The organism is Sphingomonas rustica, from assembly GCF_039652585.1.
GTDB classification, from domain to species: domain Bacteria; phylum Pseudomonadota; class Alphaproteobacteria; order Sphingomonadales; family Sphingomonadaceae; genus Sphingomonas; species Sphingomonas rustica.
On record NZ_JBDIZK010000001.1, the window covers coordinates 311,480 to 325,519 of the forward strand.

Below are 14,040 nucleotides of genomic sequence, written 5' to 3' on the forward strand. Positions count from 1 at the left end.
TGTTTCGATGATCTCGCGTAACCGCATCGCCCGCTGGCGCCATCTGCTGCCGATGGCGGCGCTGACCGCCCTGGCGGCGGGCGGCTGCGCCACGACCCCGGCACCGCAGCACAGTGCCGCCGGCACCGCTACCGCCGAGGCGAGCCAGAGCGACCTGGTCGTCTATGGCTGCACCTCCGCAGGCGTGATCGCGGCAATCAGCGCGCGCGAGCATGGCAAGTCGGTCACGCTGATCTGCCAGCGCAATTATGTCGGCGGGCTGACGACCAATGGCCTGGGCTATTCCGACACCGGCAACCACGGGGTGATCGGCGGCCTGTCGCTGGAATTCTACAAGCGGCTGAAGCAGCATTACGACCAGGCATCGGCGTGGAAGCACGAATCGGACCGCGCCCGCGAACAACCGCGCTACGTCGCCGACGGCGCCCAGTGGCTGTTCGAGCCGAGCGCGGCGCAGGCGGTGTTCGACGGCTGGCTGACCGCCGCCGGCGTCACGCCGCTCTACGATCGCCCGCTCGACCGCAGCGCCGGCAGCGTCGAGAAGGCGGGCAACCGCATCGTCTCGATCCGCACGCTGGACGGCGCTCGCCACCGCGGCGCGATGTTCATCGACGCCACCTATGAGGGCGACCTGATGGCCGCCGCCGGGATCAGCTACACCACCGGGCGCGAATCGAACGCGACCTATGGCGAGACGCTGAACGGCGTGCAGGTCGCGAAGACGACGAGCCACCAGTTCAAGGCGGACGTCGATCCCTATCGCACGCCGGGCCGGCCCGAGAGCGGCCTGCTCGCTTATGTGACGAACGAGCGTCCGGGACCGGACGGCAGTGCCGACAAGAAGATCCAGGCCTATACCTATCGCCTCTGCATGACCGATGTCGCGTCGAACCGCGTGCCGCTCGCGCCGCCCGCCGGTTATGACGCTGCCGATTATCAGCTGCTGGCGCGCTATCTGGCCGCCGGCTTCAACGAGGTGTTCCGCAAGTTCGATCGGGTGCCCAACGGCAAGACCGACGTGAACAACTGGGGCGCCTTCTCGTTCGACGCGATCGGGCTGAACCACGACTATCCCGAGGCAAGCTACGCGGCGCGCGAGGCGATCCTGGCGAAGCATGTCAGCTACCAGAAGGGGCTGCTGTGGTTCCTGGCGACCGACCCGCAAGTGCCGCAGTCGGTCCGGACCGAGATGAACCGATGGGGCCTGTGCAAGGACGAGTTCGTCCAGAACGGCAACTGGCCGCGCGAGATCTATGTCCGCGAAGGGCGCCGGATGGTGTCCGACTTCGTGATGGCCGAGCCGCATCTGCGCGCGGCCAAGCGCACGCCCGATCCGATCGGCATGGGATCCTATGCAATGGATTCGCACAATGTGCAGCGCTTCGTCGACGATCGCGGCTTTGCCCGCAACGAGGGCAATATCGAGGTGAGCCCGGGCGACGCCTATCCGATCAGCTATCGCGCGATCGTGCCGAAGCGTGCCCAGGCCGAGAATCTGCTGGTGCCGGTGGCGCTGTCGGCGTCGCACATCGCCTATGGCTCGATCCGGATGGAGCCGGTGTTCATGATCCTGGGCCAGTCGGCCGCCACCGCAGCGGCGCTGGCGATCGATGCGAAGGTGCCGGTGCAGGACATCGACTATGCCGCGCTGCGCGCCGACCTGATCGCGCGCGGCCAGATCCTGGAAAAGCCGGCGCGCGAGGTCGAGCGGCGACTGGAGAACTGATCGGCGGCGGGCTGGTCAGTCATCGGGTTGGCCGTGCGCGATAGACCAGGTTGCGGAAGGTGACGCTGCCGGTGCCCGCGGCATAGACGCCCGGGCGCAGGCTCAGGAATCCGTCCGCGACATTGTGGTTGTAGCCGGAGACTTCGTAGGATCGCTCCTTCGTCCACGTACTGCCGTCGGTGCTGTGGTAGAAGGTCACGACGTCCTCGTCATTGACCAGCCGCAGCAGCACCCGCCGCGACGATGCGGGGCCGCCCGGCGGCCAGCGCTCTTCCTGACCGATGCGCCACGCGTGAAATTTGCCGTCCGACAGGCCAAGGCCGCAGAAGAGCTTCTCGTTGTAGAACAGGATCAACCCGCCCTGTGCGCCCGGCTCGATCTCGAGCTCGACGCTGAGCTCATAGGCGCGGTCGCCCGCCACGAAGAGGACCGGGGAGGCATTGGCCGGCCCCTTGCCCCTCCCTGTCAGCTTCAGGCTGCCGCGCGAGATCGAGGCGCGGCGCTCGCCGTCCGAACCGGGATCGTAGATCGCCAGCTTCGTGCGGAACGCGTCGTCGACGAAGCCTGAAAGTGCGACGCCGTGCGGTCCGGTCGAGCGGGCGACCGGCTTGGCCAAGGGCTGCGACAGGTCGCCGCCCAGCGCGCGGGGCCAGCCCTCCTCGGTCCAGGCGATGGGTTCGAGCAGCATCTGCCGGCCCAGCGTCCGCATGCCATTCTCATAGCCATGATAGACCAGCCACCAGTCGCCGGCAGGACCCTCGATGGCGGTCGCATGGCCGCGCGACCACCAGGGCTCGTCGCGACTGGCGGTGCGGACGATCGGATTGTGCGGGCAATTCTCCCACGGCCCGTGGATAGACCGGGATCGCGCGACCACGACCATGTGGCTGGTCGGCGGCCCTGCCGTGCCGCCCTGGCCCGAGAACATGTAGAACCAGCCCTGCCGGTGCAGCATCTTCGGGCCTTCGAGGGCGAACCCTTCGATGGTCCAGTCGGCAGGGATCGGCCAGCCGTCATAGACATGCTCGACCTTGCCCGCGGTCGCCAGCCCGTCTTCGGTGAGTGCGACGCGGTTGCCGCCGTTGAAGAACAGGTAGCGCTTACCGTCCTCGCCCACGGCGTGGCCGGGATCGATCAGATTGTCGATCTTCAGGTCGATGGGATCGCTCCACGGCCCGCGCATGTTGTCGGCATGGATCACCCAGGTCTTGAGCGGGCGGGCGGCGTCCCGCGGGTCCAGCGCGGGAATGTAGATGAAATAGCGCCCGTCATGCCTGGCGATGTCGAGCGCCCAGACCGATCCGATATTCTTGTTGAGTGCGGTGGTGAGCGGCGTCCAGTGGATCAGGTCGCGCGAATGCCAGATCGGGACGCCGGGATAATATTGGAAGGACGAGAAGGTCGCGTAATAGTCGTCGCCGTCTTTCAGCACATTGGGATCGGGCCGGTCACCGGCCAGTACCGGATTGCGATAGCGGTCGTCGCCAAGATCGGCCACGCGCTGGCCCTCGACGCCGGTCTTCCACCTGGGCAGCGGCTGCGCGCCGGTCGTCGAACCGTCCGATGCGACCGCGTCGGATGCGAGCCCGACCGCCCCCGCGGCGAACGCGAGGCTGAACGTCTCTCTGCGGGTGGTCTTCATCAATCGGGTCCCGAAAGGCGGCAACGAGCCGGGGTAGGGACTTTACCCCACATCACACCCCGGATTGCAAATCCGCCGTTCGAGTCCGCGATCGTTCGTGCACGTCGTTCGAAGGCCGGGCGGGAGCACAAGGCCCCCGCCCGTCATCGCATCAGAACTTCACGCGCATCTGGACGCCTGCGGTCCGGAGTTCCGGCAGGCCGACCAGCAGGGCGGTGTAGTTGCTGGTGTACTGGAAGGACGGCGTGAACATGAAATTGTCGTAGACGCTGACATATTTCTTGTCGTTCAGGATGTTGGTCACGAACGCCTCGATCGAGAAGATGCCGCGCGTGATGCCTGCGCGGGCATTGAAGACATGGCGGTCCTGCGTGCGGACGATGTTGGCCTGGTTCGACCACACGCCCGACTTGTAGTTCCAGTCGAGTCGACCGAACCAGGACGAGTCCGTCCAGCCCCTCACCTCACCACCGAGCTGGATCGCGCCGACCGCCGAATATTTCGAGCTGTTCGGCTGCTCCTTGCCGGTGAAGTCGGTGATCCCGGACAAGGTGGTGAGCGAATTGTTCTTGAAGACGTTGATGTGGCTGAGATTGACCGCCCCGCCCAGTTCGAAGGTGACGAGACTGCTGGCCCGCAGGGAAGCCTGGGCCTCGACACCGTAGAGATCGACTGAGCCGCTATTGGCGCTGCCGTAGAAGAACGCACTGTCGCCGCCCGATATCACGACGATCGAATTGATCTGATCGCGCCACGGGGCATAGTAGCCGGCGATCGAATAAGTCAGCGCATTGCCGAGCCCACGACCTTTCACACCGAGTTCGTAGTTGGTCACCTTTTCCGGAGCGACACGCAAAGTGATGCCTGCGGCGATTGCCTGAGCGTAGACAGTTTCCGACGCCGACAGGAGAGCGGTGCTGAACGTGCCCGGGTTCACGCCCTTCGCGACCGACGCGTACAACATCGTGTTCGGTGCGAAGTCGTAATTGACGATCAGTCGGGGTAGGAAGTTCTTGTAAACGGAGTCGACGAGCAGCGGCCCCAGGCCGGGCTCGACCGGCGCACCAGGTCGCGTCAAATAGGCATAGCTGTGGTCGATCTGATACCGGCCCTCGGCGCTGACCGACAGGTCCGGGGTCAGGTCATAGGTCGCGCCGAAGAAGATACCGAAGGTCTTGGCGCGATCGGTGCCGCCGCCATTGGCGAAGACGGTCGTGCCGAGTGCGCGATTGCCGCCGCCGATCGAACTGCGGTTGCGTCCGTCGAGCAGGCTGGCGCCGATCACGCCGCGGAACGACTCCGAATCATAGGACAGGCGCGCCTCGACCGAATAATCCTTCGAGATGCGTTCACCGAGATAGGGAAAGTCGAAATAGGGACGGGATCCCGGTCCGCCGGAGTTGGGAAGCGCCGTGGTGTCGTAACCGTCGAGGTCGGAAAACTGGCTCCAATTCTCGTTATTATACCCGGCAAGGATGGTGCCGGTGAGTTGCGGCGAGAAGTCGATGTCGACGGTGCCGTGAAGGTGGAAATAGCGGCGCACCATGCCGTATCCCTGAACGCCATCGGACGGATCGAGCACGCGTCCGGTCGGATTGGCGAGGAAGTTGCGGATATAATCGTCCGCGATCCGGTTGGTCGACGGCTGATTCGCAAGGCTCGGCAGCGTTCCGCAGATGAACGGATTTTGCACCGCTGCACCGGCGGAATTGAACCCGCTGAGCGTACAGTTGGACTGACCGCGATAGATGATATTGCCAGAGCCGTCGCGAACGTCGACGGCCGACACGCGGGTGCTTGCGGAAATGCCGTCCTCATCCTTCGAATAGGATGCGAACACCTTGGCGCGCAGCCACGGTGCCGGACGTGCCGCGACCAGCAGCGACCCTGCGGTCGATTTCTGATCGCCCAGCGTGCCGCCGTCGGTAGCCACCCAGGACCCTTCCTTGCCGAACCGGTCGAACGTCGCACGGAAGGTCAGCGCCTCGCCGGCGATCGGCCCCTCAAGCTCGGCGCGGGTGCGGTAGTTCTCGCGCGTGCCGAGCATCGCGGTGACCGACCCTGCCCATTCGCCGGTCGGCACCTTGTTCACCACGTTGATCGCACCGGCGAAGGTGTTGCGGCCGAAATAGGCGCTTTGCGGGCCGCGAAGGACCTCGATCCGCTCGGCCGCGCCCACGCTGTTGAGCGCACTGGGCGACGAGACCGGAACGCCATCGATGAAGGTGGAGGTCGTCGTCGCCACCACCGTGGACGGCGTGAAGCCGCGGATGATGACGCCCTGGATGGTGCGGTCGGCACGACCCGAGGAGTTGTTGTTGACGTTGAACCCGGGCGTGTTGGCCGCCACGTCGGAAATCGAGACGATCGAGCGCTTCTCGATCTGATCCGCCGTCAGCGCTGTCACGGTGACCGGCGTCTTGAGGATGCTTTCCTCACGCTTGCGCGCGGTGACGACGATCTCGCCTTCGGCGCCGGGCGAGGCTTCTGCCTCCGCCCCGGTTTCGCTCGGCGCGTCCTGCGCCGCGGCAGTCATCGGCATGCCCAGGATTAGAACTGCCGAAATCGCGGCAAGCGAAGCACTATATCTCATGACCCCCAACCTCTCTGCTTGTGTTTCGCCCAGACCGGACCCGCGTCGGTCTCCGGGCAATTCAACATCATGCAGATATCGATCAGATTGGATGGTTTCGTTTGAAATGTTCGCCTAGCGAACATCCAGTTGTCTTATAATTCATGTCAGTCAACCCGGCCACCGGCACACTATCGGCGCAGTGTTACTTATTATTTCATCGTTGAGATATTTTTATCTTTTGAAGATACTTCCGGCAAATTCACGGAGATAGTCGCGCCAGTTGACCCAGGTATGACCACCTTCGCTCTCGATATAGCGATAGCGGATCGCGTAACGATCCATTATTGCGCGCGTCGGCGCGACTGCCGGATAGAGGAAATCGGTCTTGCCCATCGCGAACACGACCGGCGCCCCCGCCCTGGCGCGCGCGCGGAGATTCGCGTCATTGGCGGCGATGAACCGTTCCTCCTGGCCAGGCAGGTAGAATCCCATGCTGAAAATGCCGATCGGTCCGAAGACTCCGGGATTGGGCAGGCCCCAGGACAGGGTATGGGCGCCCCCCATCGACAGGCCCGCCATCGCCCGGTGCGCAGGATCGGCCTGGGTCCGGTAGCGGCCGTCGATCAGCGGGATCAGGTCCTTGACCAGGTCGTCGGCGAAATCCTTGTTCGCGAACAGGTCGCTGCCCGGCTTGAACACGGTATGCCCCGCCGGCATCACCACGATCATCGGCACCGCCTTTCCCGAGGCGATCAGATTGTCGAGGATGTAATGGGCCCGGCCGCGCGAGGTCCAGCTGTCGTCCGAGTCGCCGGCGCCGTGCACCAGATACAATACCGGGTAGCGGCGCGTGCCGCCCTTCTCGTATCCGGGCGGGGTATAGACATGGGCGCGGCGCACCACGCCGAGGCTCGCCGACGAATAGTCGATCGTCGAGACCGCGCCATGGGGGATTGCGGGATCATAGCGCTGAAATGCACCGCCAAGCCCCGCAACCTCGAGGACCGAGGAGGTGCCGCGATAGCTGACCGAGAATTGCTCCGCCTGGGGATCCGCCATCGTCAGGCCCCCGATCCTGAACCCATAGGAATAGGTCCCCGCGGCAACCGGCACCGCAGTGGTGGCGACCCAGTAACCGAGTTGGTCGCGGGTCATGACCAGGCCAGCGGGCTTGCCGTCGTAACCGGACGGGATCGCTTCGATATCAGCGCTGACGACCCGGGGTTCGGTCGCCTCTGGCGCGCACAGGCGGAAGCGGATCCGCGAGTCGGGCAATTGCTCGACCGGCTGGTAGAATAGCGGGTTCATGAGGTCTGCCGTCCCGCACTTGCGCGGCGCATCCTGCGCCGCTGCCGGGGCGGCCAGCAGTGCCGGTAGCGCCGCCGATGCGGCGAGCGCCGTCGCCAGGACTGACTTCATTCCCCTGCTCCCCATAGCCTGATGCTCACAGGCTGACCCGGCTGCCTGCGAAGCGCAGCCATGCAGCCGGAGACTGTTCGCCAAGCGAGCAGATCACGGGCCTCGACCCGGTCCCCACGCCCCTCGCCAACGGTCAGGCGGCCGAGAACACGAGCCGGACGTTGACGAACGCCATCATTCCCCACCGCCCGAGTTCGCGTCCGAAGCCAGAGCGCTTGATCCCGCCAAAGGGGAGCGCCGGATCGGACACGGTGTTCGCGTTGAAGAAGGTCATTCCACATGCCAGGTCATCGGCGAAGCGCCGGCGCTCCCCGCCATCCTCGGTCCAGACGCTCGATCCCAGGCCGAACGGCGTTTCGTTCGCGACCCGGATCGCCTCGTCGATATCGGCCACTTCGAACAGCAGCGCGACCGGCCCGAACATCTCCTCGACCCGCGCCTCGGCCCCTTCGGGCAGGCCTTCGAGCACGGTCGGCTCGTAATAGGCGCCCGGACCGGCCATTGCCGATCCGCCCGCGAGAAGCGATGCGCCCTGGTCGATCGCGCGGGCGACCTGTGCCGCCAGCTCGTCGCGCGCCTGGGGGCTGGAGAGCGGACCGAGATCGGTCGCGCTGTCGAACGGATCGCCGGTCCGCAGCTTCGCCACCGCCGCCAGGAACGCCTGGCGGAACGCCGGATAGATGTCGCGATGCACCAGGATGCGCTTGGCGCAGACACAGGACTGGCCGCTATTCTGATAGCGCCCGGTCACTGCCGCCGCCACGGCACGGCCGAGATCCGCGCTCGGCATCACGATCAGCGGATCGCTGCCGCCCAGTTCGAGCACGCACGGCTTCAAGGCGCGACCGCTCGCCGCGCCCACCGACATGCCCGCGCCCTCGCTGCCGGTCAGGGTGACGGCGGCGATGCGGGGATCGGCGATGACACGCTCCAGCTGGGCGCGATCGAGATAGAGGTTCTGGAAGACATGCTCGGGCAGGCCCGCCTCGATCCCCGCGGCCTCCAGCGCGGCGGCGCATTGCGGCGTGCTGGAGGCATGTTTCAGGATCACGGCGTTCCCCGCCATCAGCGCCGGCGCGAGAAAGCGCACCACCTGCCAATAGGGGAAATTCCACGGCATCACCGCGAACACCACGCCGAGCGGCTCGTGCCGCACCTCGGCTTCGCCGCCCGGATGCGGCACCGCCTCGGGCGCGAGGAGCGCTTCGCCATGGTCGGCATACCAACGGCAGTTGGTTGCGCATTTGATCACCTCGGCGCGCGCGCTTGCGATCGGCTTGCCCATTTCCAGCGCGATGAGCCGGGCATGGGTATCCGCGTCACGCTCCAGGCAGTCGGCGAGTCGGGTCAATGCCGTCCGGCGCTCGGCAAGGTCCGCTGCCCGCCAGCGCGCGGCGGCGCGATGCCCGTTCGCCATCGCAGCCTCGACCGCAGCATCCTCGGCGAACGGAAATTCGGCGATCGTCTCGCCGGTCGCGGGGTTGAACGAACGATACACCTGTCTCTCCCTGATGAGGACCGACGCGGCCCCGCCGCGCCGCCGAGGCTCACAGCCCGTGCCGGGTCCGGATGCCCGGGCGTCGCTTCCCGAAAGCATGCGCAGCCGGAGCCGGACCGTCAGCGGCGTCCGCCGACCTATCCGCCAGTCGGCCATGCCCGCCGCCCGCCATGCATTGGCAGCGGCGCGGCAGCTACCTAGTCTGCGTCGAGCGAAAGGCGGCGGCGATCCAGCCCCGCGAACGGAGGCCCCGAATGCTGAACACGTTCCAACAGGCGCGTCATGCCGTGTTGCCCAAGGCGACGCCGCAGGAGGCATCCCGCCAGGAATTCGCCAAGAGCCTCAAGCAATATATCCAGCACGGGCTGCTGCCCGGCCTGCAGCCCGTTTATCGCGGGCGCGCCGGAAAGCGGTTCGAGCGCGAAGCCGGCCGCGCACCCGCCGACCGCCACGACATCCGCAAGTCGATGGTCCCCGACATTTATTTCCAGCATTATGCGGCAGTGAACCGGATCAGCCAGGAGCTGCTCTGGGACAGCGTGATCGACAGCATCGACAGCGACCCGCAGGCGCTTCGGGCCGAGGCCGACGCCGCGTCCGCCGCGAATGGCGGCAAGCTGGTGGTGCCGGAGCAGTTCGAAGTGCCCCGCTATGTCAGCGCGCTCGACATCCATTGCATGCCCGGCGGCTATGCCGGCGAGCCGGGCGAGCAGGACGTGACGCTGGGCGCGCTCTACGACCGCGGCGTCTTCCTCTATTCGATGGGATATACCGGCCCCAACAATGACGACATGGGCCGGTCGGTCTGCAACTATATCAAGCGCCGCCTCGACGGGTTCAGCCCGAAGCGCATCCTCGACATGGGCTGCACCGTCGGTCATTCGACCCTGCCCTACAAGGAGCTGTTCCCCGAGGCCGAAGTCTGGGGGGTCGACGTCGCGGCGCCGCAGATCCGCTATGCCCATGCGCGTGCCGGCGCGATGGGGCTGGACGTCAACTTCGCCCAGATGAATGCCGAGCGGACCGAATTCGAGGATGGCTATTTCGACCTGGTCGTCAGCCACATCCTGCTGCACGAAACCTCGGGCAAGGCGATGCCGCGGATCTTCGAGGAGTGCCACCGCGTGCTGGCGCCGGGCGGGTACATGATCCATGCCGACCTGCCCCCGTTCGACCTGATGGATCCGTTCACCCAGTTCATCCTGGACAACGAGACCTATTACAACAACGAGCCCTTCTGGGGTGCGATGCGCGAACTGGACCAGGTCAAGCTGGCCGAGGCGGCCGGCTTCCCCGCGGACACGATCTGCTTTGACACCGCGCCGATGGCGGTGATGGAATTCGCCGCGGCGCAGGCCGCCGGATACAGCCAGGATGCAGCCGACAGCGTCGCCGACCGGGAGTTCACCGCCGGCGAATTCGCCCCGGGCGGGGGCTGGGAAGTATTGATCGCACGGAAGGCCGGGTAAGCGACATGACCGACACGACGAAGATGCGCCGCGACGCACGCGGCAAGCGGCCCGGTTTCTACGACACGCCCGGCATGGACCAGATGATGTCGATGATCATGGTCCTGGCGAGCGAGGTTTCCGTGCTGGCCGACGATGTCGATTCGATGCAGCGGGTCGCCGCCGCCAGCGGGCTCGACCTGAAATCCGGCATCGCCACGCTCGAGCTGGACCAGCAGGCGCTGGAAGAGCGCGAGGCGCGGCGCCAGGCGCTGCTCGATCGGCTGTTCTACCTGATGCGCAAGGAAGCGGGCGAACTCGCGGCGCGCGAGACGAGCGATTCCTATATCCGCACGATCGACGAGATCGCGGTCGGATGAGCCCCGAGTCCGGCCGGGCCGAGATGCTCGACGTGCTGAGCGCCATCGTCGGCGAAGACCATGTCCTGACCGGCGACGCGACCCTGTCGCGTGCGACCGACGTGTATCGCCGCGGCAAGCTGCCGCTTGCGGTGGTGCGGCCGGGAACCGTCGAGGAGCTTCAGAACGTCGTCCGCGCTGCCGGTCGGGCCGGCCTGCCGCTGTCGCTGCGCGGCGGCGGCGCATCCTATACCGACGGATACATCGCCTTTGACGACGACCTGGTCCTGGTCGACCTGGGTCGACTGGACCGGATCGTCACGATCGACGAACAGGACGGTTATGTCACGGTCGAGGCCGGCGTCACCTGGGCGACGCTGCGCGACAAACTTGCGGAAAAGGGGCTGCGGACGCCGTTCTGGGGACCGTTTTCGGGCCTGGCGGCCACGGTCGGCGGCTCGATGTCGCAGCACACGATCAGCCATGGATCGGGCGCCTATGGCATCTCGGCCAATTCGGTCCTCTCCTACGACATCGTCACCGCGGACGGCGCGATCCTGTCCACCGGCACCGCGGCAGCCGGCGCCGCCCCGTTCACCCGCCATTACGGGCCGGACCTGACCGGGCTGTTCAGCGGCGATTGCGGCGCATTCGGGATCAAGGCGCGGATCACCTTGCCGCTGTTGCGCAGTCGGCCGGCGCATCGCCCGATCTCGTTCGCCTTTCCCGACTTCGCCTCGATGCACGAGGCGATGCGCCGCGTCGCGATGGAGCGGATCGAGGACAGCCATTTCTCGCTCGACGCCGCACTGTCGCAGGGACAGATCGCGCGACAGGACCGGGCGGGAACGAGCATCGACATGGCCGTGTCGATCCTGCGGAGCTCGCCGAATCTCGCCGCGGGCGTGAAGCAGCTGGTCCAGGCGGCGACATCGGCGCGGCGGGTGATCGGCTCCTCGGCCTATATGGTCCATTATATCGTCGAGGGCTTCGACGATGCCGAGGTGAAGGCGCGGCTGCACCGCATCCGCACGCTGGCGACCGGCCTGGGCCGCGAGATCCCCGCCACCGTCCCGGCGATCGTGCGCGGCATGCCGTTCGCGCCGCTGTTCAACACGCTGGGGCCGTCGGGCGAGCGCTGGGTGCCGATCCACGGCATCCTGCCGCACAGCCGGGTGGCCGGGTTCGAGCGCGACTATCGCGCCCGGCTGGCGTCGCACGACCAGCAGATGAAGCAGCTCGGGATCTGGCTGGGCGGGATGTTCGCCACGGTCGGGTCGGGCGGATTCCTGTACGAGATCGCCCTGTACTGGCCGGACGAGATCACCGACTATCACCGGTCGGTGCTGCCCTCCGATTATCTTGGCGGTCTGCCCGTCCATCCGGCGAGCCCGGAGGCACGGGCATTCGTCCACCAGCTGAAGTCGGAGATCATCGACCTGTTCGTGGCGCACGGCGCAACGCATTTCCAGCTGGGCAAGGCCTATCCCTATGCGGACCGGCTCGCGCCGGAGGCGCTGACGCTCGTGCGATCGGTGAAGCATGCGCTGGATCCGTCGGCGCGGCTCTCCCCCGGCAATCTGGGCCTTTGACCGAGCCGGCATCACCGGTTTCCGGGTTCGACGAGCTCGTCTTCAGCGTGTTCGACATCGACCGGGCCAGCGCGGCGATGGTCGATGTCGGGGGCTGGCAGCGGCACCCGACCGCGCCCTTGCCGCGATGCCAGCTGACCGCATGGGGTCTGCCCGAGGAGGCGACGGGCAGCCAGGCGCTGCTCGTGCCGCCCGGCGGCATTCGCGGCCGGCTGCGCCTTGTCAGCTTCGAGGGCGTCCCGCGCGAGCTGATCCGTCCCAGCCAGCGGGTATGGGACAGCGGCGGCATCTTCGACATCGACCTGTTCACCAGCGACGTGCGGAGCCGCTATCGCGCGCTGCAGGCACGGCACGGCTGGACCGGGCTGGGCGAGCCGGTGGACTATGTCATCGGACCGTTCGACGTCACCCAGGTGGTCGCGGTCGGCCCGGACGGGCTGATGCTGGCGCTGATCGAGCCGCGGGTGAAGGACGGGATCGACCTGCCCGCCGACGGCGCCTTCTCGCGCGCGTTCAATTCGACCCAACTGGTCCGCGACATGGACGCCGCGCTCGACTTCTATTGCCGCCGGCTGGGGTGGCGACAGGTAATGCGCGACGAGGTGGTCGACGTCGCGGAACCGGGCGCCAATGTGCTGGGCCTGCCGATGCCGCATGCCGTGACGACGCGGCGGCGGGTCGCGATCGTGCACCCCGAAGGCCTGAATGACGGGTCGGTCGAGCTGATGCAGATCGTCGACATGACCGGGGAAGACCATGGCGCCCGCTGCGTGCCGCCCAATGTCGGCCTGCTCGCGCTGCGCTTCCCGGTCGCCGATGCCCGCGCCGAAGCACGGCGGCTGGCGGACGCCGGCGTGGACCTTGCCCGACCGCTCCACCGGTTCGACATGCACGGCATGGGCGAGGTGCTGAGCTTCGGCCTGAGATCACCCGATGGCGCGATCCTCGAATTCTATGAGCTGCTGGGTCAGTCCGCCAGCGTCGCGACATAGTCGGCGATCGCATCCGCCCAGCGCACCGGCTCCTGATCGACGATGTCGATGCCGCCGCCATCGATCGCGGCGAAGGCGAAGTCGGGACGCATCCTGTGGGCCTCGAGCGCGGCGTCGTGGATCATGTCGCCGGTATTGCTGAGGATCAGCGCGGGGCGGGCGAGCGCCGCGATCGCGGCAGCGTGGTCATAGCTGAAGGCGGCATGGTGGCCGTACCAATAGGCGCCGCGCGCCATCATCGCCTGGACGACATAGTCGCTGATCCGTTCGGGACCGATGGTGCCGGCCGCGAAATGCTCGCGGGTCAGCGCCAGTTCCACCATATGCTGCGCGCCGGGAAGCGCTGCGAAGTTCTTCTCCCGTTCGGCGAATTCGTCGCGCAGTGCGAGGCGCTGCGCCTCCGGCATCACGATCGCGCCGCCCAGCACCACCGCATCGACCCGGTCGGGATGCCGCAGGGCGAATTCGGTCGAGACCAGCGATCCGGTATGGTGGCCGCCCACGACCGCCCGGTCGACCCCCAGCGCGTCGAGCACCGGCGCGACCGCCTCGGCCAGGTCAGCGATCGTCGGCGGCCCGTCGGTGGGGTCGGACATGCCGAAGCCGGGCATGTCGATCGCGATCGGCCTCAGCCCGCGATCCGCCAGCGGGCCGAATACATTGGAGAATTGGTCCGAATGCATCACCGCCTGGTGGAGCAGCACCAGCGGCCGGCCGGACGAAGCGGCCTGGAAGTGGATCTGCCCGAACGGGCCGTCGGCATAGTGGCGTCGCATCGTCGTCGTCATC

Annotated in this window: 10 protein-coding genes; 5 read left to right on the forward strand and 5 right to left on the reverse strand. The window is 66.7% G+C overall.

From position 1 onward, the window contains the following. Window positions 1-7: 7 nt before the first annotated feature. Complete coding sequence (locus TPR58_RS01420; RefSeq protein ID WP_346244814.1) at window positions 8-1,726, forward strand: FAD-dependent oxidoreductase; 1,719 nt, start codon at window positions 8-10, stop codon at window positions 1,724-1,726. 19 nt (window positions 1,727-1,745) lie between these two features. On the opposite strand, the gene TPR58_RS01425 is transcribed toward TPR58_RS01420, so the two are convergent. The 4 genes from TPR58_RS01425 to TPR58_RS01440 all read right to left on the reverse strand — a co-directional run bounded on the left by TPR58_RS01425 (window position 1,746) and on the right by TPR58_RS01440 (window position 8,860). Beyond that, window positions 1,746-3,368, reverse strand: a complete 1,623-nt coding sequence (locus TPR58_RS01425; RefSeq protein WP_346244815.1) for a family 43 glycosylhydrolase — start codon at window positions 3,366-3,368, stop codon at window positions 1,746-1,748. A gap of 151 nt (window positions 3,369-3,519) precedes the next feature. After that, window positions 3,520-5,961: a TonB-dependent receptor gene (locus TPR58_RS01430; RefSeq protein ID WP_346244816.1), complete on the reverse strand. Its 2,442-nt coding sequence runs from the start codon at window positions 5,959-5,961 to the stop codon at window positions 3,520-3,522. A gap of 213 nt (window positions 5,962-6,174) precedes the next feature. Next, entirely contained in the window at window positions 6,175-7,362 is a 1,188-nt protein-coding gene (locus TPR58_RS01435) for an alpha/beta hydrolase (RefSeq protein ID WP_346244817.1), read from the reverse strand. Window positions 7,363-7,495: 133 nt separating this feature from the next. Next, window positions 7,496-8,860, reverse strand: coding sequence for an NAD-dependent succinate-semialdehyde dehydrogenase (locus TPR58_RS01440; protein WP_346244818.1), 1,365 nt, complete (start codon window positions 8,858-8,860; stop codon window positions 7,496-7,498). Between the two features lie 254 nt (window positions 8,861-9,114). On the opposite strand from TPR58_RS01440, the gene TPR58_RS01445 reads away from it, so the two are divergent. The 4 genes from TPR58_RS01445 to TPR58_RS01460 are packed head-to-tail and all read left to right on the forward strand — an operon-like array spanning window position 9,115 to window position 13,251. Continuing rightward, the gene (locus TPR58_RS01445) at window positions 9,115-10,329 is read left to right on the forward strand and encodes a class I SAM-dependent methyltransferase (protein WP_346244819.1); all 1,215 of its coding nucleotides are present in this window, start codon (window positions 9,115-9,117) and stop codon (window positions 10,327-10,329) included. A 5-nt stretch (window positions 10,330-10,334) separates the two neighbouring features. Continuing rightward, window positions 10,335-10,688: a hypothetical protein gene (locus TPR58_RS01450; protein ID WP_346244820.1), complete on the forward strand. Its 354-nt coding sequence runs from the start codon at window positions 10,335-10,337 to the stop codon at window positions 10,686-10,688. Next, window positions 10,685-12,259 (forward strand): FAD-binding oxidoreductase, encoded by a 1,575-nt coding sequence (locus TPR58_RS01455; protein WP_346244821.1) that lies wholly within the window; start codon window positions 10,685-10,687, stop codon window positions 12,257-12,259. The genes TPR58_RS01450 and TPR58_RS01455 overlap by 4 nt, the downstream gene beginning before the upstream one ends. Beyond that, window positions 12,256-13,251 (forward strand): VOC family protein, encoded by a 996-nt coding sequence (locus TPR58_RS01460; RefSeq protein WP_346244822.1) that lies wholly within the window; start codon window positions 12,256-12,258, stop codon window positions 13,249-13,251. The genes TPR58_RS01455 and TPR58_RS01460 overlap by 4 nt, the downstream gene beginning before the upstream one ends. On the opposite strand, the gene TPR58_RS01465 is transcribed toward TPR58_RS01460, so the two are convergent. Further along, window positions 13,227-14,039: an alpha/beta hydrolase gene (locus tag TPR58_RS01465; RefSeq protein ID WP_346244823.1), complete on the reverse strand. Its 813-nt coding sequence runs from the start codon at window positions 14,037-14,039 to the stop codon at window positions 13,227-13,229. The two genes, TPR58_RS01460 and TPR58_RS01465, sit on opposite strands and share 25 nt — an antisense overlap. Window position 14,040: the final 1 nt, after the last annotated feature.

Coding starts and splice junctions, on each gene's coding strand:
- TPR58_RS01430 (WP_346244816.1), bottom strand. CDS start 5,961: ATGAGATATAGTGCTTCGCTTGCCGCGATTTCGGCAGTTCTAATCCTG.
- TPR58_RS01455 (WP_346244821.1), top strand. CDS start 10,685: ATGAGCCCCGAGTCCGGCCGGGCCGAGATGCTCGACGTGCTGAGCGCC.
- TPR58_RS01465 (WP_346244823.1), bottom strand. CDS start 14,039: ATGACGACGACGATGCGACGCCACTATGCCGACGGCCCGTTCGGGCAG.
- TPR58_RS01445 (WP_346244819.1), top strand. CDS start 9,115: ATGCTGAACACGTTCCAACAGGCGCGTCATGCCGTGTTGCCCAAGGCG.
- TPR58_RS01450 (WP_346244820.1), top strand. CDS start 10,335: ATGACCGACACGACGAAGATGCGCCGCGACGCACGCGGCAAGCGGCCC.
- TPR58_RS01420 (WP_346244814.1), top strand. CDS start 8: ATGATCTCGCGTAACCGCATCGCCCGCTGGCGCCATCTGCTGCCGATG.
- TPR58_RS01425 (WP_346244815.1), bottom strand. CDS start 3,368: ATGAAGACCACCCGCAGAGAGACGTTCAGCCTCGCGTTCGCCGCGGGG.
- TPR58_RS01435 (WP_346244817.1), bottom strand. CDS start 7,362: ATGAAGTCAGTCCTGGCGACGGCGCTCGCCGCATCGGCGGCGCTACCG.